At 41.6% G+C, this 25484-nt stretch carries 14 protein-coding genes and 1 tRNA gene; 7 read left to right on the forward strand and 8 right to left on the reverse strand.

The window, feature by feature from the left end:
- Positions 1–41: 41 nt before the first annotated feature.
- The 3 genes from A359_RS00215 (at position 42) to accC (ending at position 3125) form a co-directional block, all read left to right on the forward strand.
- Positions 42–131: transfer RNA gene (locus tag A359_RS00215), tRNA-Ser, on the forward strand.
- 1189 nt (positions 132–1320) lie between these two features.
- Positions 1321–1773, forward strand: coding sequence for an acetyl-CoA carboxylase biotin carboxyl carrier protein (gene accB, locus A359_RS00220; RefSeq protein ID WP_014887758.1), 453 nt, complete (start codon positions 1321–1323; stop codon positions 1771–1773).
- Positions 1774–1784: 11 nt separating this feature from the next.
- Entirely contained in the window at positions 1785–3125 is a 1341-nt protein-coding gene (gene accC / locus A359_RS00225; protein WP_014887759.1) for an acetyl-CoA carboxylase biotin carboxylase subunit, read from the forward strand.
- Between the two features lie 905 nt (positions 3126–4030).
- On the opposite strand, the gene A359_RS00230 is transcribed toward accC, so the two are convergent.
- The 4 genes from A359_RS00230 to A359_RS04535 form a co-directional block, all read right to left on the reverse strand.
- Entirely contained in the window at positions 4031–4909 is an 879-nt protein-coding gene (locus A359_RS00230; RefSeq protein ID WP_044104662.1) for an N-acetylmuramoyl-L-alanine amidase, read from the reverse strand.
- Positions 4910–7857: 2948 nt separating this feature from the next.
- Positions 7858–7992, reverse strand: a complete 135-nt coding sequence (locus tag A359_RS04515) for a hypothetical protein (RefSeq protein WP_268257759.1) — start codon at positions 7990–7992, stop codon at positions 7858–7860.
- 740 nt (positions 7993–8732) lie between these two features.
- Entirely contained in the window at positions 8733–8936 is a 204-nt protein-coding gene (locus A359_RS04530; protein WP_407635079.1) for a phosphoenolpyruvate carboxylase, read from the reverse strand.
- Positions 8937–9125: 189 nt separating this feature from the next.
- Positions 9126–9380 carry a phosphoenolpyruvate carboxylase gene (locus tag A359_RS04535; protein WP_071818265.1) on the reverse strand — a complete coding sequence of 85 codons (255 nt, stop codon included), beginning with the start codon at positions 9378–9380 and terminating at the stop codon, positions 9126–9128.
- An 89-nt stretch (positions 9381–9469) separates the two neighbouring features.
- Between A359_RS04535 and A359_RS04320 the strand changes: the two genes are divergently transcribed.
- A complete protein-coding gene (locus A359_RS04320) occupies positions 9470–9625 on the forward strand; it encodes a hypothetical protein (protein ID WP_160142708.1) in 156 nt (51 codons plus the stop codon).
- A 690-nt stretch (positions 9626–10315) separates the two neighbouring features.
- Here the strand turns inward: A359_RS04320 and argE are convergent.
- Positions 10316–11464 (reverse strand): acetylornithine deacetylase, encoded by a 1149-nt coding sequence (argE, locus tag A359_RS00240; protein ID WP_014887763.1) that lies wholly within the window; start codon positions 11462–11464, stop codon positions 10316–10318.
- A gap of 2218 nt (positions 11465–13682) precedes the next feature.
- Here argE and argH point away from each other — a divergent pair.
- Positions 13683–15056, forward strand: coding sequence for an argininosuccinate lyase (gene argH, locus A359_RS00245; RefSeq protein ID WP_014887764.1), 1374 nt, complete (start codon positions 13683–13685; stop codon positions 15054–15056).
- 446 nt (positions 15057–15502) lie between these two features.
- On the opposite strand, the gene cspE is transcribed toward argH, so the two are convergent.
- The 3 genes from cspE to yqaB all read right to left on the reverse strand — a co-directional run bounded on the left by cspE (position 15503) and on the right by yqaB (position 20089).
- Positions 15503–15715 (reverse strand): transcription antiterminator/RNA stability regulator CspE, encoded by a 213-nt coding sequence (cspE, locus tag A359_RS00250; RefSeq protein WP_011410009.1) that lies wholly within the window; start codon positions 15713–15715, stop codon positions 15503–15505.
- Between the two features lie 1984 nt (positions 15716–17699).
- A complete protein-coding gene (gene gshA / locus A359_RS00255; RefSeq protein ID WP_014887765.1) occupies positions 17700–19262 on the reverse strand; it encodes a glutamate--cysteine ligase in 1563 nt (520 codons plus the stop codon).
- A gap of 251 nt (positions 19263–19513) precedes the next feature.
- Entirely contained in the window at positions 19514–20089 is a 576-nt protein-coding gene (yqaB, locus tag A359_RS00260; protein WP_044104664.1) for a fructose-1-phosphate/6-phosphogluconate phosphatase, read from the reverse strand.
- Positions 20090–22253: 2164 nt separating this feature from the next.
- Here yqaB and trxA point away from each other — a divergent pair.
- Both trxA and rho read left to right on the forward strand, forming a co-directional pair.
- Positions 22254–22580: a thioredoxin TrxA gene (gene trxA, locus A359_RS00265; RefSeq protein WP_014887768.1), complete on the forward strand. Its 327-nt coding sequence runs from the start codon at positions 22254–22256 to the stop codon at positions 22578–22580.
- A gap of 400 nt (positions 22581–22980) precedes the next feature.
- Complete coding sequence (gene rho, locus A359_RS00275) at positions 22981–24240, forward strand: transcription termination factor Rho (RefSeq protein WP_014887769.1); 1260 nt, start codon at positions 22981–22983, stop codon at positions 24238–24240.
- Positions 24241–25484 lie beyond the last annotated feature (1244 nt).

Below are 25484 nucleotides of genomic sequence, written 5' to 3' on the forward strand. Positions count from 1 at the left end.
AAAATTCTTTAAAAAAGGCATGATGTCAATATTAAAATAAAGGAGAGATGCCGGAGAGGCTGAACGGGGCGGTCTCGAAAACCGTTAAGGGAGAAATCCCTTCCAGGGTTCAAATCCCTGTCTCTCCGCCATATTTTAATAATTTACACAGAAGCAGAACAGCAACCGGTGCTTACATAATACTTCTCATGCAGTTGAATGTTTTTTGAGAGTAAACCGTTTATCGATTGTCTGGACTTTGACTGTTTTATACACTGAAACTTGCGCCTTGATCTTTTCGCCATTAAAAATTGTTTATTTCTTCATAAACTACTGATAATCAGACTATACTTCTCGCCTGCACATCATAGCAGGAAAAGATCCTATCCGTTCCGAACGTCTTATCTTGTTTATTTTCATTTATTATGCTATGAAGAGTTGTGTAGAGCGATTTTTACTATATTGAGCACATAATGTATTATTAAGCACACAATGCGTTAAAAAAAACACGCTAACTTGAAGTTATGATTTAGATTCGAGAATAGTGATGAATAGCGATATGCTATTCAGTGATTTTTTTTCATGATGTTATTCTTTAAATAAAGTTTTGATTAAAATCAACCAAATTTTCTTGAAAAGAAATTATGCCCTCATATTATGAGCTTTAAGAATGAACTATATCTTCTTCTTTTTGAGAAAAGAAAGGGTTAATTGAATTAAGGTTATAACCTCTTTTTATTAGAATAATTCTCAGAAAACTCTTCGCAAATATGCGTCGTGACCTAATTCCATGGAAGCTCACGATTGTATAATCGCAACATCAGCAAAAAGATGATCAATCGTTTACCGTTAATTATTTTCTACCGAGCAACGTAAGTTGAAAATACATCATTACATGCATGCTCATTAAGTTTTACAGTGCACTGCGAAATAAAAAGTGCTTGAATTTTCTCGGCACCTCCGAATCAAGAAAATATAGGCAGATTATGCTCGCTGATATTATAGCGGACCTGAGCAAGAGAGCCGACAGATAAGGGGTACCCCCTGCCATATTCAGTCTAAAGTCACACATGCATTCATTGATCGTATCGTTATTTAAGCTGTAACATTGACTCATGCCGGCGCAGCACTCCGCAATGTGCCGTTATCACTATACATCTCGTGCGCAAAGGTGCAGTGCTCTAACATGCGCATGAGGGAAGTTGTGGGTATGATTATGCTCTCTTCGATATTACGGTTAGCGTGATATGCGGTCTCGATGAAGATGAGCGGCACCGTGCTTGACAAGTGGTAATAAAAACGACTATTTACATCCAATGCATTAGAGTATGGAAGCCTTTCATGGATATTCGTAAGATCAAGAAACTGATTGAGCTAGTTGAAAAATCGGATCTTTCTGAGCTAGAAATTTCTGAAGGTGCAGAATCAGTGCGTATCAGTCGTGTTACGGCGAGCGCGGCCTGCCCGATGATGCAAAAGGCTTATATCCCTGCCGTACAGCAGCAGTCTCCAGCTCTTCCCGTCGCAGAGGTAGATAACGCCGTGCCGGAGACTATGAGAGGTCACCTTGTGCGCTCGCCGATGGTGGGCATCTTCTATCGGACTCCTAGCCCGGATGCAAAACCTTTCGTTGAGGTCGGTCAAAAGGTTAATGTTGGTGACACCTTGTGTATCGTGGAAGCGATGAAAATGATGAACCAGATTGAATCAGATAAAGAAGGTGTAGTAAAAGCTATCTTGCTGTACAACGGTCAACCGGTTGAATTCGACGAGGCGTTAGTCGTCATCGAATAACGAGGCGCCACATGTTAGATAAAATAGTCATTGCAAACCGCGGTGAAATTGCATTGCGGATTCTGCGTGCGTGCAAAGAACTTGGCATAAAAACCGTAGCGGTGTATTCTACTGCGGACCGTGACCTGAAACATGTGCTATTAGCCGATGAGACGATATGTATCGGCCCGCCGGCATCAGTAAAAAGTTACCTGAATATTCCCGCCATAATATCCGCAGCGGAGATTACTGGCGCGAGGGCTATTCACCCTGGCTATGGATTTCTGTCGGAGAACGCAGATTTTGCCGAGCAGGTTGAGCGTTCAGGTTTCATCTTTATCGGGCCGTGCGCGGACACCATTAGGTTGATGGGCGATAAAGTTGCGGCTATTAACACGATGAAAAAAGCTGGCATCCCCTGCATTCCCGGTTCTGACGGCCCCCTAGGGGCCGATATGAATGAAAATCGGGCTATCGCCAACCGTATCGGTTATGCGGTGATTATTAAGGCTACCGGCGGTGGCGGCGGGCGAGGGATGCGTGTGGTGCGTGGCGATAAAGAGCTAAGTTCTTCTATTTTCGTCACTCGCACGGAAGCGAAAGCCGCGTTCAACAATGATACGGTCTATATGGAAAAGTACCTTGAGAATCCACGCCATATTGAAATTCAACTTCTGGCTGATGGTCAAGGTAACGTACTTTACCTAGCGGAGCGCGACTGTTCCATGCAGCGACGTCATCAGAAAGTGGTAGAAGAGGCGCCGGCTGTAGGAATTACCGAAGCATTGCGTCGCTTGATCGGTGAGCGCTGCGTCAAAGCTTGTATTGAAATCGGCTATCGAGGCGCGGGCACCTTTGAGTTTCTGTATGAAAACGGCGAATTCTTTTTTATAGAGATGAATACTCGTATTCAAGTCGAACACCCGGTTACTGAAATGATAACCGGCGTAGATCTAATCAAAGAACAGCTACGTATTGCCTCTGGAGAACCCCTATCTTTTCAACAGGAAGATGTAAAGGTGTTTGGGCATGCAGTAGAATGCCGTATCAATGCCGAAGATCCGATCAGTTTCTTGCCAAGCTCAGGGAAAATCACCCGACTCCACGCGCCGGGTGGCTTGGGCGTACGCTGGGAATCGCATCTTTACGCCGGGTATTCGGTGCCTCCATTCTACGATTCTATGGTCGGGAAGCTGATATGTTTTGGGGAAAACCGAGAGGTGGCAATCGCCCGAATGAAAAATGCACTTGTGGAGCTCATTATCGACGGTATTAAAACTAATATCGATTTGCAATTAAAGATCATGCATGATGATCGTTTCCAGCAAGGCGGAACCAGCATTCATTATCTGGAAAAAAAATTCGACTTATAAGAGACTTATGGCACTCCATAAAAGTCTTTCTAGACCGCGCGCATTTTTGAAAAAACTAGAGTCTCTCAATCATTAACTTCCAGTGGCGTTATTGCCATGCCGTGCGAATAGTATGAGGTATTTTAACAGCCTCATCCAATTAAGTGTTTTGAAGATTCCTGCGCCACTTCCTGCGTATCACTAATCAGGCAGGCTAGGATGATTGCCTAGAAGTATTTTATATTCAGTGCTGTAGCAAGTTCAGGCAGTATCCTTTGGTCATCAACCTCTCCCTTGATTTAGGGACAACTCCCGTCCTTCAGACGATCGCATCAACCGATCGGAGACGTGTATATATAGTACGACAGGATGCGCGTTTTTGTTAGGACAGATTGTCTTGTCTTTTTTAAAGGAGGAGCGTCTAAGTAAAAGATATCTAAAATCGCTCGTAAATGCTATGAACCGACGCTCTCCGGATTGTCCCTGAGTTTGTGTTGTATCAAATTCAGATCAGTGTATGCATGATTTCTACTGTTATGGAATAAATCGATAAAGATAATTACAGATGTAGTGCAACGCAGTGCGAGATAAAAAATTTTTCTCTGTATTTTTTTGATACGATATAACAGGACTTTCTATTGGGCTCTAAAAAGCTTTTAATAATGATCTGCTATCAATAATTAGATAGACGATGTCAGCACGTGTTAATAGTGTTATGCTGTTATTGATGATTTTTCGGCATTTGCCGAAGCGAGATATATTCTTTATATCTTAGAGGTCTACTCCATAAGTGAAAAGTTTGAGTTCATGATACCTCATGCTATATTCTTAATTGTATAGATTAATCGGTTACCAAAGAGGCGTAATAAACTTTCTTCATTCAATATAGCATGCCCTTGATTGATGATAATTTACGTTTAAATAAATTAAGTGCTTATATCATTTAATAAACCTGTTGAATGGCAGTATTTTTCTACTAGCGCCTTAGCAATCGCCTCGGTTTCCTTATCCGCAGCTCCCGTACAGTTGCTGGGGCGAAAATGCATCTGAAAGGCGCTGATGACGCGTAGTGTCTCTTGATCCAACGTGCCCGTTTGTGGGATCGTGTAACCGTAGGTGCCCAGCGCCTGTTGGATCAGGGCAACACTGCCGGAAGAGCAGCGATGTTTTCTTTGTAAATGCTTTTTCAGAGTGGCGTCATCTGGCCACGCCCCTACGCCACGCTTTGCCAATTCGTACCATGGAAACCTGGGGCCAGGATCACTTTTCCTCAAGGGTGCAATATCGCTATGCGCCAGCACGTTCTGTGGCTTAATGTGGTAACGGGCAATAATATCTCTTGCCAGTGCGGCTGCTAACGCTGTTTGTTTTTTATGATAGGTAATCCACTGTTTTCCAGTGGGTCCCTCATGAAAACCGTCATTAACAATTTCAATGCCAATAGACGTATCGTTAATATTATTGCGCCCAGCCCAGCTGCTGACGCCTGCGTGCCAGGCCCGCTTGTTTTCCGGGACTAACTGTAAAATCACAGGCTTACCGCGAATTTCGGTGTGATTGGTAGGAACAAGATAATGCGCGCTTACGCTGCCCTGCGTAAGTAGCCGAAGGGATTCATTATCATCAACAGCGGTATAATGAAATATAAGAAATCGGACGCGTTCATTTTGTGATTGGGAGGGATAAGATGTATCTACTGTATAATCACCGTGATCAATTAAGGTCGTCGCCGATTGTTCCGCGTATCGAGGTCCGGCACACCCGGTTAAGCCCAGCATTCCAAAAAGCAATATTGTTTTTTTCATATATATTTTATATGGTGTCAACAAAAAACATTCTAGTAACAGCATCAATCAAAAAATCTTCACTAATGATTGGCAGATTTGACTTCCGACTAAACTGTGTTGATATCGGCAGTGCATCCGATGCCTTCGAATGTTCTTGTCAGGAATTATGGCTCTGTTGCATTCTTCATAAGAATTATATTTTTATCAAGTTTTATTAGAACATGCTGATCGTCTTTGGCGTGCGCAGTTTTTCATGAGATCTAACTTCATAATAATCGATTATAGAGAGAAATAAGTTATCTAAACCGATAACATAATTTTTAACAGCGACAGATGATCCTCATTTTTACAAAGTAGCTTTATGAGTAATATTTTGAATGTGCGAATGCACATTCAATGAATTCTTGTCTCTCTTATTTCTTGGCTATATCAGTTTCACTGACTTACATGATTAGTCGAGTCCAATAAGAGCCGATGAACGGTTTGTGCATCGATCTATATACAATAGATATTGAATGTAATGGATGTTACCAATCCTTTTTATAGGTTATGTTAATGGGGTAGAACTTTATTAGAATATTAGTATTGTTGATTGGTGAGTCGCAAAACTCGCCACTTATCCGCGATGTGAATGCTGATAGGTGTGTCTCAATATATCATACGATGAAGCGCTATAACTCTTTCCCATCCTCGCCTCATCTCCTTCCGGCCTCATGGTTGCGTTAATTGAGATAGTCACCCAGAGATTTTTTGAAGTTTACATGATCAGTGTAAGCTTGAGTTTTCTGTTAATAACCTTCTAGCGTTTTCAGGCATACTGGCTGTTGCTCAGACTCTGATCTTCAACTGCTTTTTCATCCTCATAGGATGAGGCAGCGATAGGAAATCATAAAATTTTTTCTCTCATGACACGCTAAAGATAGCAACGCATATTTTTAGCGCTGTCAGCTGAGGCTGCGCAGATTTTTAGTGAGTTTTATCAAATCCGCGAAGACCGATGTAGTATTAATCATGCTGTAAAAAATATCACTGATACTTTCATGTGTATGGCGTTATCTACTACCAGCTAGTGCTGAGGCCTCTCCTGTACGTATATCGATACCTTCTTGGGGGGCGATGCAATTCTTTTTCAAAAAAAAATTTCAATCCTATGTTATCAAAGATAATAATAAGTTATTTCACTGCCTGTTGCTCTTTGATGCCGGCATTGATTCTCCTTACTGACTTTTTAAGTGAAAAATAGTCCGGGTATATGTGCATATGTTCTAAAAATTTAAAAATTAAATGAAGGGGGGTTCTTTAATGCCTTCAGAAGAAGGTCACACACTCTTTGTGTCATAAGGATGATAGGTGATAGATAGCTTTATCTAAAGAGCCGGTATTCGAGAATGCTATTCAATATCATTCTTCTCTTCCTATGCGCACATGTCCGAATAATCTCTTTATTTTTTCAGAAAACCATTCTGATTTAGAGTTTTGGCATCAGTGAGTGCCTGCGTAATGTTAAACCATTTTTTTTATAGAGATTAAAGATTGCATTAAATGTAGCGAGATGAGTGAATGATTAGTGATAAATTCTCTTTTTTCAATAGATTGCATCTAAGTGCTAAACCTTATTATAAAACATTACGCCCTAGACGATCAGAGGGCCCTATGAACGCTCGATAGCAGCACAGCATGACCTCTTGATTCTTCACGCAGTCTTCTCGCGATAAATGCGAAACCTAGATTTTCGAGTATTTAACTTTATCATGCAATCTAGATTCATGATGTCACTTTATAAAGATTAAGTGGGTGCAGTGCACTGAAAGCAGAAAATATTTTTTGTTTACAATCCCTTCTAATAAAGCATTAGGAGTCTAAATTTTTTTAGAAAGAGGTTTGTGAGAATGTGTTGGCTCAAGAAGAATAGAATATTCGCTTCTTAAGCAGCGAGCAAAAAATAGTAGATGTCAGTAAAATTTATATATGATAATATCATAGTTATCTTATGAAGAGTCCTTACCTGATAGGTTTGTAGCAAAAATGTATAAAAACTTCGGTGACTGTTATGCAAAAATCAGAGCATGGAGCAAGAGAGATCTCTAAGAGATGATCTCAATGCATAAAATTATTTCGGTGCAGTTAAAAAGCAGCAACTAAACGGGCGGTAAAAATTATAGAACAAAAAAGATGACCATAGAGGCAGATCAGAACACTCACTAACTGCATTTTCTATATTCCTAGTTCCTAATATTGTTAGAAATAGTCATATGGATCTAAGTAGCTATCTTGTTCAGATAAACGAGTTCATGGAAATAGCTCAAGCATTTTAATACATTTCCCCATTAGGCAATGCCACCGCGCTTTGAATCAAGTAATAATAGCGTTGCTATCGGCGTGCATTCGTCAAAAACTTTATCTACTTTCAATAAATCCTTTCGCATTATGCTTGTACTACCCTGCCAGTATGGAATTAACCGTCTTTTCACGCACTCTCTAAGAGAGATATTTTTGTTTGTAAGAGTTCTATATGTTGTAATATAGTACATGCATTGCATGCATCCGATGAAATGCATTGATGCTATCTGGCATATTCTAATGCGTTCAGCCAAGGAGCAGGTAACTTTTTGGCGCTCATCGAGCTGAGTAATCATCACTAATACCCGCTTGTTGAGATGTGTTCTACACGTTTTTTGGGGATGAAGATGCAGGCGATATCTTGTAATAATTGCTTTTTATACTTGTTGTGTGCAACCAATACAACACCGTCTTCTTGGGTATGTTATTTTTTAATACAAGGAGAAAATCCTCTGCTTTTCTATGCATGTTTAGTAGACGCTGCTTTCGATCTCCGGAACGCTATATTATTATGACAGTTGAGAGCAAGATTTTTGATATTTAAAAACAAGCACCTAAATGAGCTGATTGCATCAAATTCAATCACCCAACAACCTTCCACTAAGGTTGTCAGCGGCTCTCGCCGTCTAAAATTGTGCGTGGTCATTGCGTACATTAGCGTTACCCATTCCCTCAGGCATCCCGGAAATGGTGACTATAAGCACCAGTTCTACACTATGCTGCTTATGGTTTCTACTTTCGCGAAAGATACGGAAACTCATCTTATAGTACATTTAGCGGATCGGTATAAATATTCCTGAATGCGATCGATTCGGAGGTCACGGAAAAGAAATCATAAGATAAGAGTCATTAGAAATTTTAGCACTATGTTAAGGTCGCTCTCTAACTGTTGACGTAGCTTTTTACCTATCGGCTAAAATCATTCCTCGCTTAGTCGCTGATCGTAATATGCCTAATCATAAATCACTTGTCGCGAAGATTATTCCCAACATAATGAACTCTTTGGAGAAAAATAAATAGTCACAGCACATAAGTGTTCATTTCTTTTGTTTGTCGGGCTCCACTTTTTTTGCAGCACAACCTCGTCGCCTAACCAGGCCAGCAGAATCAAGTGGTGTTGTCTGCAATCGCAGATCCAGGCAATGGCGTTAAGGTTTTAGACGTTTGTGAATGGCCGGCAGTTGAGCGGTCGAGAGCCGAGTAGTAATTGCGCCTGAGCCCTAGCCCAAGCATCGTCAAGCGAAAATACGGGACGAAATCCGTGCTTTCGCACACATAGCGGCAAATACATATCGCAGGGAGACCCCTTGACCAATCCTTTATCAGCACACGCGCTACACTTACAGCGGCCCCAGTGTCGGTAGTAAATCAGCCCCTATCATGGTGCCGGTGTAAAGCGCTAGATTACTGATAGCTACTGGAGGAAATCCATATTTCAAGGGCATCATCGCATTTTGCTCTGTTAAGAGCAAAAAAAGGCTTCTGGCACGCCTCACCGTGTCTATGAAATACCGTCAGACTTAATGCCTATCGTATCGTAGGTTTTCATTAATCCACCCCGCAAGCCGTATTGTTTCCAGGATGGGGCTATCATGCAGGCATCGTTAGTGCAATCAGAAAAGCTAATCATTATCTTCCTATGTTTAATTATACCGCGATAATAATCGATATTGCGCAGCTCAGTCATGGATCTAATCAAAATCATTTACGGTATTTAGAGTTGAAAATAGAGCGGCTAATGACAATGCATACGCACGGCCTACTCCTGCTCCTGTTTTTTGCAGAAAAAAAATCAACTGCCAAAACTGCTTATGGACGCCTAATCATTAAAATCAAATTAGGAAGTCACAAACTCTTTTGCGCTTGAGTAATCACTCGAGAAGCATTGAGAACTTTAGCAGCCTCTGAACCTAGCCGCTAGCTTCCTGTTAGAAGCGATCGGTAAGAGTGACGCTTTCGTATGAAGAATTCTTGTTTGTCGGTATTTCAGGCAACTTAAATAATCTACAAACCCTACATGATGGGTCGGTTCCCTCAAGGTTGCAGTATGACCGTTGATTTCCTGACAAACATCTATGCATACTAGTTGAATACCGCAGCATTTTATTCGTTGAAATGTATTTTCAAGCTGACCGCTGGTAATGATCATTATACTGCAAGCCCGTAGAGACCGATAACGAGCAAAAGTGGTTTCTAAAGTTGATTGTTAGTTTTCAGTAAAGCTGCTATTGGCGGGAAATGTTGTATCATGCAGGCGGATCCGCAGCGAGTCCTGGACGCTTAGTAGCTATTTGTGCAGCCGCTAGAGTAGTTGGTCATCAGGATCTTGTTTCTACCCGCCGCCAGCGCCCACTGTATATAGCGAAAAAAGATCAATCGTTCTCCAGCGGTTAAGTAACAGCATACGACACGTGATCTCAGCAAGCGTGTACCTTGGACCAGAATGTGCATTAGAATATGCTGGGGCATGCCGTACGTACCAATTGAATCGAAAGGAGGCTGCCTCAGCGGTATTGGCTAAACTAACAAATTAGCTAAAGGCGCTCGCGACTAACAGTAGCGCATCATTGGAAAGATTTTGTGGAGCGTAAAGTAACTGCTGTCAATGCTTGTAATTACCGACCAGGGAGAATGTAGATAGTTTGCGAAGATCTGCGACTTTTCCAGGATTTTTCTCCCATAGCATCTGTAATCATTTCGCCGAAAAGCATTCCAAGCATGCTGACTTTGCGTGTCATTTTCGAAGATGCTGCTTTTATATGGAACTTCATTTGACTCGATAAAACCATTTCGGCGATGGCGTGAATGTCTTACCATGATTTAGTGTCTTGGCAGGTTGAAAGTGATGTAAATAAATAAGACGCGAAGCGATGTAAACGTAGTAAAAATTGAATAATGCATATTACTCTATCATTTTAGATGAAATTAATGACCGAGACGCTGATCATTTCAAAAATGCCACGACAGAAAACGAATCCTTTTTGCATATCAAAATACTAGCTACATCATCGTCAGGCGGCGTCTTCTTGGCGGAAGGTGTTTCACGTATAAGTATGCAGATCTGGAAAGTGTATTATTAATGTGTCAATGACAAAAATACTGAACAATTTTTCTTATTAATGCACGGGTGGGTTTAATGAACGCTGTATCGATAAATTCATCAGGTTGATGTGCCTGCATGATGGAGCCAGGACCGAGAATCAGGGTAGGACATGACTCCTGAATAAATGGAGCCTCGGTGCAATAGTTGACCGCTTCGGTTTTTACCCCGACTAGTTTTTCCACGATTGTTACCAGAGCAGAATCCACTGGGCATTCGTAGCTAGGGATTGGTGGATGCAGCGATGACACCGCAATACGGCCTGGCCAGCGTTTACTGACAGGAGCTAACGCCTCAATTATGAGCTCTTCCAGATCTACTAGCTCTAGGCCTGGGAGTGGACGAACATCTATATGCAATTCACAGCAGCCGCAGATGCGGTTTACAGCATCCCCACCGTGAATATGACCAAAATTTATGGTGGGGTAAGGAATAACGAAGGCGTTATGGTGATAGCGAGTCTGTAGCGTATTGCGCAAAAGCTTGAGGTGAGCGATGGCCTCATGCATTACTTCGATAGCGTTTACGCCCCGGCTAGGATCACTTGAGTGCCCGGATTGTCCCATGACGGTAACCGCGCTGGATAAATGGCCTTTGTGCGCGCGTACCGGCCTTAGCGAGGTAGGTTCACCGACAATAGCGCAATCAGGTCTTAATTGACTATGGCAAGCGAAATAACGAGCCCCAGCCATTGAGGTTTCTTCATCTGCCGTCGCCAATACGTAAAGCGGTTTTTGAAGGGTAAAACTCTCGATATCCCGAATGCTGTCGAGCACGAATGCTAAGAACCCTTTCATATCCGCGGTACCTAGGCCATAAAGTTTCGTGTCGTGCTCGGTTAGTAAAAAAGGATCACGCGTCCAGCGGCCATCATCGAACGGTACCGTATCGCTGTGGCCCGTTAATAATAACCCCCCTGGCCCGCTGCCTATACTTGCTAGCATGTTATACTTGTTACGCGTCCCTGGCACTGCCTGCACTTCAACTCGAAACCCCAGATCACAGAACCAGCCCGATAGCAAAGTAATTAATGCTTCATTACTCTGGTCTAGAGCCGCATCAGTAGCGCTGATGGACGGCGTGGCAATAAGTGACCGATAAATATCAATAAAAGGGGGAATTTTTATTATCATGGTGTTGGCCTTTTTTTGAAGATAGTCACTATAGTGACTGTGAGTGCTTTTTAATAAAATTTCACTCATGTTGAACGTGATGTAAACAAACTCCCGTTAGACTACTACGCTTGACCTTGCCTGTGAGCGGCGGATTGCTACCTAACCTACTAATTTTTTGGCTATATTATGTTTAATCGTGTGTAATAAACACATTTTATGCTGTTATCTCAATGAATTGATTGAGCATTGTAAGTTTTTTTAAAAAATGATACGTTTTCTATAATGCTTTATTACTCAATAACATTGCCGTTATAAGGTTAAAGAGGCAAATAAAATTTATGCTGAATTATAAGTATTTTCCTCACTCGCAATTACATGAACACAGGGTATGTGCTTTTCCTAGCAGATAATCCGCAATCAATCTAGTGCTGATGAGTATTGCTGCGCAGCAAAAGTCTAGGGAATCTGTTTATCTCAGCCTCAGCTATAGTTATAATAATATGCTTGATCTGCTGCTAAAGACGATATTAGACATAAACTCATGGGGAGGAGAAAACACAAAGATGTGTTATCTTTCCTAATCGCAAATAAAGACGGTTATATCTTAGCATACTATAATCTATAGTTACTCTAAGCCGGTGTCATTTGATGTAGTTTTCGGCCTCTTGTTGCATCAAAAAGATCTTAAACTGAATTTTTATATCTATGATTATCTATATTCTGATTAGCTGTACCGGCCGCTGAAGCTCTGACGCGCCAGTGAAAGGATGAGAGCAATAGTGCTTTGCTTTATTCCTATCGTGTCATATTTGGAGTTCGAATCACTAAAAAATAAGGTAGGATGTTTAGCGCTCATCAATACAGTTTTAGTGAAAATTAAAAGTCAAAACCAATAAATAGTCTTTTCTAAGTCATATAGATGTATTTAAGAATTAAAAATTTAGATTGTATTTTACATAAAAAATTTATCTAGAAATTGCTTCCTTCTTGAGAAGGTTCTTGTTTAAGGCCTAACTTTATGAAGATTCTCTTATTAGATATAATTAACAAGCTTAACCAAGAGTGTTAGGTAGAGTTCTTTAAAAAACGCATGACACGGAGAAAGTGAGCACAACTTTATGTTAACTTATCACTGTTCATCCAGCTCAAGCTGGTCTTCTAGGTATGCGTGTGATTTTCACGGAGCCAGTAGGGGCGGTATAGCTAGAAGGTATTTTAGCTGCTATATATTTTAGTCTCTGGTTTAGCGTGATGCGTACCGCGATAGCCGGATCAAGTTTTTAGCAGACCAGACGAAACAGCAAATAGTAAAGCATGGCAATCTCTAATTGCCATGCTTTACTATTTGCTGTTTCGTAGTGACCCGTTACACGATATTGAGCATGAAATCTATGGCGAGGCTCTGATCTCCTTAGGAAGCACCACCGAGCATTCTTCTCTCAATCGTGCAGGGTATTTTTGGTGCACATATATTTTGTTTGGATGTTATACCCATATGATGTAATCAATAAGAAAGGCTAATATAATAAATCTATTGATTCTTAGCCTGTAAGATGTATTATTAGAAAGTAACAGACAGTAAAATGTATTGCCTTGTTGTAGCAGTTACCAAGTTCCGCATTAGTCTGCGCAATATTATAGTCTGCGACATCTATACACCGAATAAATGATTTAATCGGCTCTCTGTAAATTGATCAATTTATGGTGTAATTTAACTAAAACAATTGATCTCTTTGACTGAAAGAGATGTATTTAGGAATCATGAGATACAGCTTCAAAAATGAAAAGTATTTCCTAATAAATACCGTATAGTAGAAAAACATTATTTTTTTAAAACGCAACAGATCCGCTTTAACGCATCAATCGGCCCATTAGTAAAAGAGATTTTAGGTGACTGCACAAAATGGAATTTTGATGATTACGAATATGCTCACTATATACTACGGATAGTGGATTGTTAACCCGGGCAAGAAAACACGTTAACTGTTAGGGCAAGGCTGCCTCTTAGAGATTCTAAAGATAGCGCGTATCACGATTTTCTCAGCCCCCAGTATTATTTAACAACGCCTCCAACAGGACCTCCATAATTTATCGGAGGGGATTAGTGCTGTCGGGATCTTAAGAGCTCGTCTAGTTTAAAGTGTCCCATCTAGCGATGTATGAGGTCGTATGTGCACATTATTCAGCGCACGCAGCGGTGCTCGTCAGCAACAGTTTTAAAGGAGAGATATAGGTTATGGCACTTTGGGGTGGACGTTTTACTCAGGCGTCGGATCAACGCTTTAAATCTTTCAACAACTCAGTACGGTTTGATTATCGTTTGGCTGAGCAGGATATTGTAGGATCATTGGCCTGGTCCCGTGCCCTCGTTACTGTCGGAATATTAACTGAAAAAGAGCAAAAGCAGCTAGAAGAGGCCCTAAACGTCACGCTAGAAGAAGTACGGGCTACCCCAGAGGCTATTCTCAACAGTGATGCGGAAGATATTCACAGTTGGGTGGAGCAGCGCTTAATTGAAAAGGTGGGCGAAGTAGCGAAGAAACTGCATACGGGGCGCAGTCGCAATGATCAGGTCGCAACCGATATTAAGCTATGGTGCAAAGCGACAGTCGTCGAGCTACTGGCCGCTATACGGCAATTGCAGCAGGCGCTGGTCCTCACTGCTGAAGCCAATCAGGACGTAGTGATGCCAGGATATACCCACTTACAGCGCGCGCAACCAGTCACCTTTGCTCATTGGTGTCTGGCCTATAGTGAAATGCTCTCCCGAGATGACAGCCGTTTACGGGATGCATTAACACGGCTAGATGTTAGCCCGCTCGGCTCCGGTGCGTTAGCCGGTACAGCCTACGCAATCGATCGGGATCGATTGGCTGGATGGATGGGCTTCTCGTGTGCCACCCGCAATAGCCTGGATAGTGTTTCTGATCGTGATCATGTGCTGGAATTGCTGTCGAATGCAGCGATTGGTATGGTGCATCTTTCCCGTTTTTCTGAAGATCTTATCTTCTTTAACACCGGCGAGGCAGGCTTTATTGAGTTGTCCGATTGCGTAACCTCTGGGTCGTCTCTCATGCCGCAAAAGAAAAACCCCGATGCTCTAGAGCTGATTCGCGGAAAATGTGGTCGTGTGCAAGGCGCGCTGACCAGCATGATGATGACGCTAAAGGGGCTGCCACTGGCCTATAACAAGGACATGCAAGAAGATAAGGCAGGTTTGTTCGATGCACTGGATACGTGGATGGCCTGCCTACAGATGGCTTGTCTGGTACTCGACGGCATCCAACTAAAATCGCCTCGCTGCCGTGAGGCAGCGAGGCAGGGTTATTCTAATGCGACTGAACTGGCGGATTATTTGGTGAGGAAGGGCATTCCCTTTCGGGAAGCGCACCACATTATCGGTGAAGTTGTAGTTTACGCTATTCGAGAGGGAAAGGCTCTCGAGGCGCTTTCCCTTTTGCAACTACAAGCTTTTAGCTCGGTTATAGGCGATGATGTTTATCCGATCCTAAGACTTTCCTCTTGCTTAGCGAAGCGAAATGCAAAGGGAGGAACTTCACCAGAACAAATCGCAGTAGCTCTTGCCGAGGCGAAACAGCGTCTTCTGTGAATGATTGCTGGGGCGCTGGGCGACTAGTCTGTTTTTTCTCCATTATCAAGTGCTGAAAGGGTGGCGCGTGAATTTTCCTCATGGGAACTTTTCTAAAATGCGCTATTCTTCTTTCTCTGTCTCTGCAATAAGAATAGCGTAGCTATAGTATAGGCATATCAGTTATATAAGTTTAAAAATCAAGTCAAATGACGCTAAATAATTATTTATGAGTCATACTACTTCAATACACTATCAGGTTCTTGTAACTATTACAGAAAAAGCTTTAAATCGTCTTCATGGTTAATGACCATAAATTCACCTATCCGTTTTGCCAATCCATCGGTGATAAAAAGCCCCCAATTCAGCTCGGGGGCTCTCATCTTTTTTTAAAAATAGCTTATTTTTTGTAAAAAATGGGGCTTTCACACTCCGCTGAAAACATTATTTTGAACTCAGTAGAGAGTTTACAGGGCAACCACATTAGCAGCAGATGGGCCTTTCTGGCCTTGCTCAATGGTGAATTCTACACGCTGACCTTCGTCTAAGGTTTTGAAATCATTGCTCTGAATGGCAGAAAAATGAACAAAGACATCTTTGCTGCCATCAGCTGGAGTGATAAATCCAAACCCTTTTCCTGCGTCAAACCATTTTACCAAACCAGTTACTTTATTAGACATTTGTATTTCCTTCATTAAGATAAAAACCGCCTTTGGCGATAGAGGGTCTGTTTGCCAGCATGTACTTATGGGCATGTATTTAAGAAGGAAATTCGTTGAAGAAGTGATGGTGAACTATCGCTTTTTACTGAACCACTTTACTAAAATTGCTTACATAAATAAGTCTGTACCACAAACTCATTTGACAATTAACTCATACTCTCGTCAGAGACGCAAGCGTTATTATAAAGAAACATAATATAACGAGTGAAAATAAACAGTTTAATTATGTGCACCGTATTGCACCATCGAATCATTGAGCAATAGAAAAGCCTCTTTCTGGTATGAGATTTGAGTAGTAGCAGCTTCTTACCTTGAGGATATAATGTTTTATGAAGTCTAACTGCATTATTCTAGATTATAAAATCAAGCTCCGGACTAGACTAACTACATTAAAATAGTTTATTTAACCAATCCATGCGTGTGATCCAGTTAGATCTCATGAAAAGCTTTATTATCGATATAATAATGATTTTCTCTAACTACTTCCCGCAGCATGAGATCATGGCATATTCATGCATAACGTAGTTCTTGATCAGGTAAAATCACCATAACATAAGAAGACAAAAATTTTTCTCGTAGTCGATAGCGAAGCGTGGAAGCATTGTAGCCGTTGCGTGGTCAGAAATGAATCAAAATCATTGCACGCGCTATGCCCGAAAGATCATAAAAAGAATACAATGAATAATTATCTTTCAAAGATGAGTGCTTTGACGGCATATCACCAACAGGCTGTATTCATTTTGTTCACGTTGCTCATTATCATCAATGAGCTCGGAGATAGAGGCATTAGGTTATTAGAATTGTGGGCGCCTGGACTTATGAGCCATGGCTTTGTGTAATGCAGGCATGATTCTGAAGAGTGCTTCTAAAAAGTGCTCGCTAGCCGCTATAAGATCACTATCCCGGTAGTGAGATCCGGAACGAGGTAAAAAGAGAGGGGGTTATCGTGCGCGAATGTTTTTATAACGAGAATCTTATTCTCGACAGAATAGCGCAGATAACTTTCTGCAAGGCATTGCGATGTCCGATCAGCTTTATTGAAAAATCGAAATTTTAGGTAATTCCCTTATCAGGGCACTATACTTATGTCAACACATAGCGCCATACCACAGAAATATTTTAACATGATGAACATCATTAACTGTCACACTGATAACAAGGTTTTCACTTCGTGCAATTCTCTTATATACAGCTCAATAAGTCAGCTATTGAGCTGTATATAAAAAACGTTTTTAGACGATCACGAGGACACGATCCTTTCTCAGCATAGTCAGTCAAGATAGTTAATCATAGCATAAAAACGTGAACATGCGCTTTAGTGATTGATGTAGTTATTCCTGAATACGTACTACACTTTCAGGTGTTTTCTCAAGCAGCATGTAAAAACTTCTAGTTTTGTATCAAAAAATGCCGTTTTATAGTGGTTATCGGGATATATTAAACTATCAATGTTTTTATTGATCGCATCAAAGCAGCAATGCTATACCTATTTTCTTTCCTGTTAAGAGGTGTTTCAAGATGGGCCCCACGCAGTCAGTGTTAAAACACAGTTGCAATCACCAGATGAGAAAAAGATTAAGACCCTGCACAAAGAGAAGAGATTATTACAGACAGCACTGTACTGACAAGATATCATCTTCCAGGTTATAAAGATTATAATAGATTATCTTCCGTTTGTGTGACTAAGATTCGTCGTTAGCTGAGAGGATGATCCTGGTCAAACTTCTACAGCACTTGAGAAGAGCCTATCTAACATCTAATAACTCATAAACTTTATTTTTTAAAAAACATTCGGTCATCCTGAAAAACACTAGATGCATTTCCAATGCATAAACTTACGGAGAGGCAGAGTTGACTATTGCGACAAAAAAATGCCCCCTACTGTAAAGTAGGGATTGGAATTTTTTTCGGAATTATAGGGATGCTATCTCCTTTTCTTTTTTCATCTTCTGTTTTTTTTTGCTAAAAACTCATCGAACATTAGTTTATCCGCCGCCTCTAAGATATGCTGCTGCTGCCAGGAGCGCCTCCGTTCATTATCAAGATTGCTTTCCCTCAGCACCTCTAGTCGTTCATACCTCAGTGTTTGGCGATACTCGTTGGCCAACAGGGTGCCTAATCTACTAATGCCATGCTCGATCAATTTATCAAGAAAACGGGCGGATAGCGTACGCTCGGGATAATCAAAAACCGTTACTAGGTTATCGCATACCTTTTGGTAGTGCGTATCGCCCTGATTTCTGTCGAGGGCTTCGGCTACACGCCGCAGATCGCTAAATAGCCATTTTCCTAGATTAGTTAGTGACTGCTCTGTACCATTGCAGTAAAGATCGAGCATTAGGCCAGGTTTTCTCCCTTCGAGGATAACCCGATTCCAGTTGTTTCGAGTACAGAGTAACTCCTCCTCGCTCATATCCCTCGATTCAGCTAGCGTACACCAAATTAGGAAAAGATCTAGAAATCGCGCCTGCTCCTCATCAATGCCCACTGGCGAAAAAGGGTTTATATCTAAAGAACGCACTTCCACATACTCAATGCCGCCGCGCATCAGTGCGTCAGACGGGGACTCTTCCTCACGCGTCACTCGCTTGGGCCGTATTGGTGCATATAACTCATTTTCTATTTGTAACACATTTGTATTTAGCTGGAGATAACGGCCATTCCGTTGCAATCCTAGGTCTTGATAGTGGTCGGAAGGCTTATTAATCGCTTGTTTTAGACTTCGGACATACTCGGTCAAATGGTTGAAGGTAATACCTAGCTGACTTGGCGATTGATTGGTGTAGCCTAAATCGCTCAAGCGTAATGAGGTGGCATAGGGAAGATACAGCAGCCCAGAAGGTGAATGTTCAAACGGTAGATCGGTTAGGCGGTTTGTGAGGAAAGATGGACAGATACCCGGTGAGGCGCCAAAAATATATGGAATAATCCAGCCGAATCGATAATAGTTACGGATAAGTTTTAGGTAGCCAGCCGAAATAACCTCTTTTCCATTCGCCTCGTTGCTAATATTGGCATAGGCCTGCCAAAAAACCATCGGTAAAGAGAAATTATAATGCACGCCAGATATCATCTGCATCAGAGCGCTATAGCGATTCTTTAATCCCTCGCGGTAAAGTGTTTTCATGCGTCCGATATTAGAACTGCCGTATTGCGCTAATTCGATTGGTTGAGCGCTGTCAATGAAACACGGCATGCTCATAGGCCATAGGCGTTCCTCTCCTAGATGGAGAATGACATGGCGATGGATATCACGCAACACTATAAGCATATGTAGGATATCGTCGTCGACCGGCGTAATACACTCTAGTAGTGCTTCGGCAAAATCGGTAGTGATCCACTGATGAGTCAACGCCGATCCGAGCGATTCGGGGTGCGGTGTCTTCGCTAAGCTGCCATTAACATTGACACGCAACGCTTCACGCTCAATGCCACGACGAATACCCGTAAGTACTTGAGGATTGGCTGTGAGCCAGGAAAGAGCGATTGATACATCCGGGATCAAATTGACCTCCCGCAGCGGATAGTTTTTTAGGTTTAAATATCGGGTTCCTGCTCATTCAAGGCTATTAGCGGTTTTAGATAGACTCTTAAGTCTTGAACGGCTTTATTGAGTAATAGAACACCATGTTTTTTCTATAAATATTTAGTAAAACATATTTTTAACTCAGGTATGTTATTTCTCATAAGGCCTAATTACACAAGCATGTCTTACAGAGAGAAATAAGTTGACTCAAAAGATAACAATGAAACTCGTTATGCAACGAGCATCTTCCGAACATCAACAACCGCCATGTTTGCAGCTTTTGCTGCCATGATACCAAGGTCAGCGTCCTCAAAAACCACACAGGTTTCGGGTTGGACACCGATTAGCTCTGCGCATCGCAGGAAGGTTTGCGGATCGGGTTTATGATAAGTAACATTATCTGCGCCGACAATGGCATTGAAATATTTTAGGAGCCCGAGATAATGCAATAGAGCCTTTGCCACGGCATGCTCACTTCCGGTGCCGACCGCCATTAAACGATGACCATGGTAGTGTTTGACAACCTCGATCAAGGGTAGCGTAGTTATATCGTCAAAGAAAATATTATACAGCGCGGTATTTTTTTCACGAGATAACTGATAGGGATCCATGTCTATTTGATGACTTTCAATGATCATTTTTGCAATATACCAGGTTGGCGCTCCGCTTAATAAGACCACAGCTGCCTCGTCGAACTGCATTCCGTAAGGAGCCAGAGCTTGTTTCCAGGCTTTACGGTGTGTAGGTGCCGTATTAACTAGCGTCCCATCCATATCAAAAATCAACCCCTGATACTGATCGTATATCATTACTTACCTTCAGATGTGAAGTATTTTTTTACTGTATCGCACTTTCCTAAGATTGTCGCTAATTCTATTTAGCCCGGCATGTGTCTTGCAGTTTGATATGGCGTATCATAACAGCCGATTACCTAGGCACAGCAAATTCAGGGCGGCTTCATTACATAATAGATAATCATACTTTTCTTGTGTATGAATATTTTAGTAGAAAATCTCTGTGATCTTAGATCTATCGGTTTCTCACATATCCTTACCGCGCTCAGTGCTATTGTTGAAAAAATCAGGAAATAATCACCTCGGTTTACTACATATTGTTTCAGTTTCAAGTCTCTATAATAAAAAAATTTTATAATAGCGGACTACGTCTACTGAGAATAAGTCCCGCAAGCGGCGCGGTGCTCCGAGAGAATGTATAGACCAATAAGTTGTTGCTGTATGAAAAGGGCAAGCTACTGATAGAAGGCGTAGATGAGTGCCGCGCGAGGTAGATGGCACCATCACTAGGCTGCTGATAATAAAGCGGCTATTTAATCTTTTTTTGAAGGCTGTACAGCGTAGGCGCAGGCTTGACTTAAACTTATGAGGCCATTCCGTTAGTGGGGCCTCTTTTGTTTAGAAAGAGGGTGCAGAGTAAATATTAGTATAAAAATATCAATATGTTGTGACAAAATTTATCTACCGGTTAATCAAACTAGGCTTGTAGTTGTTGGCGAAGAAGTATAGGTCGATTAGTAGTATGTATGGTATCGGAAACGTAAAGTTTTATAGTCCGAGTGATCTAGTGGTGCAGCGCAAGACACCTGAAGTGATTTTTCATGATTTTTTGATAGAAGCACTACTGAGAGACATGTCCTTACCGGATTTGATCCCGTACCATAGCGGAGAATCTAGGTCAACATCATCTGATGTCGATAATATCGATCTAATAATAAACTACGATTAGCGCAGAAAACTAGTCAGCCGTAGAAACAGAAAGAAGTCTGGTACCTTACTGGTCCTCACTGCTGAACAAAAGTTATGTTCTTTTCGCAACACTTCTAGATGCTAATCTGAGCCTGCGTAATGATTTAGGCACGGGAACGAGGTTTTTTCGTATAATGGTCAGGCAGGGGCTGCGCCGGAAGACGCCATTAGAAAGATGTCACATCAAGTCACATAGCTTTACAACAAACTTACGAGCCACTCACTTTTCATAAAGTCAAGTGATGCAACAAAGACCAGGAAAAGAAGGGTGGCCATATCGATGTACAGCAATGATCTGACTAACGGTCCTTAAGAGCATCATGCCGCTTACAAAAGTTTTTTATAAATAACAAGTGGTGATTTTAAAATTATGTTTTATCACAGAGGTTATTAGTTGAAATGTACATAGTATTATAGATAAGCTGATTGATTACTTACCCTTATTTTTAATAGAAGCAAGCATAACGTATGCTAAATTATGCTGTGTTACTTTCTCCTTTCTTGTGGTGCGCAATTTAGCGCAGTGCTGTTTAGGATCAAAAATCGGCTTGCTTCATAGGATTCAGGAACGCACAACCCTATACTTCTAATACTTTTATCTGTTTATCCTAATCACAGCGCTCCTAGCGGCGCGTCTCATTTTTTTAGACTATAGTTTGACCCAGCTAATGACTTGACAGTATCAGCAGCTTGCTGTTAGCGCATACGCAGGTGTTATAATCAGAGTGAAAGGTTAATGCATTTGTTGACGCCCTGCCGTCGGACTTGTTCAAGATATATTGAGGTGTAACTATTAAAAAGCCAAGTGTTGTTCCGCTATAGGCTTTATGCCTAACCCGCAATCTCTTTGTACGTCTACCTATAAAACACGTTAGTTATTACATAGACATAAAATTTCAAATATTTTAACATTTATCTCTTAATGTACGGATTAATGCACGGCGCACTAGGAACACTTCTCGATTGATTGAAAATTAATTCAGGCGATACATGTTATGCTATCAGTTCAGTGAAAATATTACTCTTTCCAGTATATTATGCTATAATTATATCTCATAATGAAATGAGATCGCCTGCGGTGAGACCTTGTTATTTAATAATTAAAGATATATAGAACTTAACTATTATATTAGGTCAGTGCATAAAGTTCATCTCTTGTTGGTCATGCCTGTAACGGCAGGTAACTATGATTCGGTGGAGTACAAGTATGAGCGATAACATGATTCATCTTAGTGATAAAAGCTTTGAAAAAGACGTGCTACAGGCTAAAAGTGTTTTTTTAGTCGATTTTTGGGCCGAATGGTGTGGTCCTTGTAAAATGATGTCACCTATTTTGGCAGAAGTTGCTGATGAGTTCGCTGGTAAACTAACTATCGCTACATTGAACATCGAGGAGAATCCGGTCACTGCACCGCAATATGGTGTCCGAAGTATTCCAACTCTATTATTGTTCCGTGATGGTAAAGTAATAGCGACTAAGGTCGGGGCCCTGTCCAAGGGACAGTTGAAAGAGTTCCTTAACGCAAATCTATAAGCGGTATTGCACCTCTTCCTCTATGGGCGCTTGCCGTTTATAAGCATTTCTTATATTGACTGCCAAACGCCCATCAAGAACTATGATTGGTTCATCTCCACTGCAATTTTTGATCTTACCTGTTTGTTTAATCTCAGCTTTACTCTTGACCCGAAACCTGTTGTAAGAAAGCATTAAATATGACTAATGTAGGTCACAGGCCATAGGGATTACATCAATTCGTTGTTAGGTACTCTTAGTCTCAATCTTCTTATTATTCATATTTTTATCAATTTATTTGCATAACACCCAACCGGGTGTTACCGGGATTCAATGCCATAGACAGGCACGTTTTTACGCTGCCATACCATCCACAATATCAGTTCAAGAGATACACCCCCGAGCTTAAGAACCCATTATTATGAATCTTACTGAATTAAAAAACACGCCGGTTTCAGAGCTAGTAACCCTCGGCGAGAGTATGGGACAGGAAAACCTGGCTCGCATGCGAAAACAAGATATCATCTTCGCCATCCTTAAGCAGCATGCAAAGAGTGGCGAGGATATCTTCGGCGATGGTGTTCTGGAAATTTTACAAGATGGATTCGGCTTTCTCCGCTCAAGCGATAGTTCCTACCTTGCCGGTCCTGATGATATTTATGTCTCTCCTAGCCAGATCCGCCGCTTTAATCTGCGTACCGGCGATACGATTTCCGGCAAGATCCGTCCACCGAAAGAGGGTGAACGCTATTTTGCTCTACTGAAAGTCAATGAAGTTAACTACGATAAACCGGAAAACGCTCGCAACAAGATTCTATTTGAAAACCTCACGCCTCTGCACGCTAATTCACGCTTGCGGATGGAGCGCGGAAACGGATCAACCGAAGACTTGACCGCGCGCGTTCTGGATCTGGCCTCGCCTATTGGGCGCGGTCAGCGCGGGCTGATCGTGGCACCGCCAAAAGCCGGTAAAACGATGCTGCTGCAAAATATTGCCCAAAGCATCGCCTATAATCATCCCGACTGCGTACTGATGGTATTGCTGATCGATGAACGTCCGGAAGAAGTGACGGAGATGCAGCGTTTGGTAAAAGGTGAAGTCATTGCCTCAACTTTCGATGAGCCGGCGTCTCGCCACGTGCAGGTCGCTGAGATGGTAATAGAAAAAGCTAAACGCCTAGTTGAACATAAGAAAGATGTTATTGTTTTGTTGGATTCTATCACGCGCCTAGCCCGCGCCTATAACACCGTCGTACCCGCTTCCGGCAAGGTATTGACCGGTGGTGTCGACGCTAACGCTCTACATCGTCCGAAACGTTTCTTTGGCGCCGCACGTAATATGGAAGAAGGCGGTAGCCTGACCATCATTGCCACTGCACTTATTGATACCGGTTCGAAAATGGATGAAGTAATTTACGAAGAGTTTAAGGGCACGGGAAATATGGAACTTCACCTATCTCGTAAAATCGCCGAAAAACGCGTTTTCCCGGCCATCGATTACAACCGTTCCGGTACCCGTAAAGAAGAGCTGCTTACCAACCAAGAAGAGCTGCAAAAAATGTGGATTCTACGTAAAATTATTCACCCAATGGGTGAAATTGATGCGATGGAGTTCCTGATGAATAAGTTAGCTATGACCAAAACTAATGATGATTTTTTTGAGATGATGAAGCGTTCATGAGTCATAAACGTTCGTCGAGTAGCGTTACATGAGCTACGCCTCCTCTTTCTTTTGAAGCCTTCTCGTAATCAAAATGCATAGACGATCATTTTATGAAGGAGGGGGTGAGTTTGCCTACACTGCAGGACTATTTTTACGCCCTGCGGGCCGTGTACGGCATGCATGATAGTCTAGTATGGTGATGAAAAGCACCCTCCTCTCATGATTAATTGGCAGCATTGTCTATTTCGCTTGGCTGTTCATCAGATGAACACTCAAAAGAGTATTGTGAATAGAGCGATTTTTGTTAAATCTAGTTGGTTCTAGAGATAATCTACTGTTTTTCTAGATGTCACTCATGCCGGTCAGATTCTGCTTTTAGCAGCGTACTATGACGCATATTATAACGCGGTTCATATGCCCAGACTTTTCTGCGTCGGTATATCAGACAATAATGGCTTATTTCAGTACGTTAGTTTTATTAAATTCGGTAGATCTTGAATCTTTTTAGTGATGCTATGTGAGAGCGCAGCATAGATAATTGCATGTATTGCGCTATCTGCTGCTACATTATGATGATGATAAACTTCGTGTTTGTTAACACCGTACACATGGTGGTGTGAGTTTATATTCCGTCATTAAAATCCTTCAGGCAAGCGCTATACAAGCCCATATGAATTATTCACACGACGTGTTGAGGTTCTTATGCTGAGAGAGATTGTTTTTCTCGCTTACTGTACTTCGCTCAGGCGAATCTAAGATTCCTAGTAGCGGCAGCTCTAGACGTCATCAAGAGCGAGTCAACGCCTCTATGCACTGCCCGGAGCAAAAAGAAAATTCCGATTTGATCATAATGGCCGTGATAATAGCTTGAGCAGAGTCATAAGTTGCTGGGATTTCGGTTAAACATTATCGCTCTCTGCTGATTTAGCATAATGACTGACTTATCTATTCATACTTCTAGAGCGGGGCGCTTCTTGAGCTCCTTGTGGGAAGTGAGTGCAGAAGATAACTTTCAACTTTCTCCTGTCCATGGAGATCATGTATCGAAATAGATAGCTTGGGCTGAGAAAATCATTGTCTAAAACTTTACTGAATTCGGAGAAACCTTTTGTAATAAAGGTTCATGTATGAATAGCATAATGTGTTTCAATAAATTTTAATCAGAGGGATAGCAAATACTCTTACAAACTGTAGTCTCTCGTATGATGCGATTGTTGATGTTTTCGATTTCAGAGTGATGAGTAATGTCAGCGTATGCTAAA

Origin of the sequence: secondary endosymbiont of Ctenarytaina eucalypti, from assembly GCF_000287335.1 — a bacterium.
Lineage (GTDB): Bacteria > Pseudomonadota > Gammaproteobacteria > Enterobacterales > Enterobacteriaceae.

What these genes read in the sequence shown, in the direction of transcription:
- trxA (WP_014887768.1), top strand. Translation starts at nt 22,254, where the DNA reads ATGAGCGATAACATGATTCATCTTAGTGATAAAAGCTTTGAAAAAGAC.
- argE (WP_014887763.1), bottom strand. Translation starts at nt 11,464, where the DNA reads ATGATAATAAAAATTCCCCCTTTTATTGATATTTATCGGTCACTTATT.
- rho (WP_014887769.1), top strand. Translation starts at nt 22,981, where the DNA reads ATGAATCTTACTGAATTAAAAAACACGCCGGTTTCAGAGCTAGTAACC.
- A359_RS04515 (WP_268257759.1), bottom strand. Translation starts at nt 7,992, where the DNA reads ATGAGTTTCCGTATCTTTCGCGAAAGTAGAAACCATAAGCAGCATAGT.
- A359_RS04535 (WP_071818265.1), bottom strand. Translation starts at nt 9,380, where the DNA reads ATGATCATTACCAGCGGTCAGCTTGAAAATACATTTCAACGAATAAAA.
- argH (WP_014887764.1), top strand. Translation starts at nt 13,683, where the DNA reads ATGGCACTTTGGGGTGGACGTTTTACTCAGGCGTCGGATCAACGCTTT.
- A359_RS00230 (WP_044104662.1), bottom strand. Translation starts at nt 4,909, where the DNA reads ATGAAAAAAACAATATTGCTTTTTGGAATGCTGGGCTTAACCGGGTGT.
- accC (WP_014887759.1), top strand. Translation starts at nt 1,785, where the DNA reads ATGTTAGATAAAATAGTCATTGCAAACCGCGGTGAAATTGCATTGCGG.
- cspE (WP_011410009.1), bottom strand. Translation starts at nt 15,715, where the DNA reads ATGTCTAATAAAGTAACTGGTTTGGTAAAATGGTTTGACGCAGGAAAA.
- accB (WP_014887758.1), top strand. Translation starts at nt 1,321, where the DNA reads ATGGATATTCGTAAGATCAAGAAACTGATTGAGCTAGTTGAAAAATCG.
- A359_RS04530 (WP_407635079.1), bottom strand. Translation starts at nt 8,936, where the DNA reads ATGATTTTGATTAGATCCATGACTGAGCTGCGCAATATCGATTATTAT.
- A359_RS04320 (WP_160142708.1), top strand. Translation starts at nt 9,470, where the DNA reads ATGTTGTATCATGCAGGCGGATCCGCAGCGAGTCCTGGACGCTTAGTA.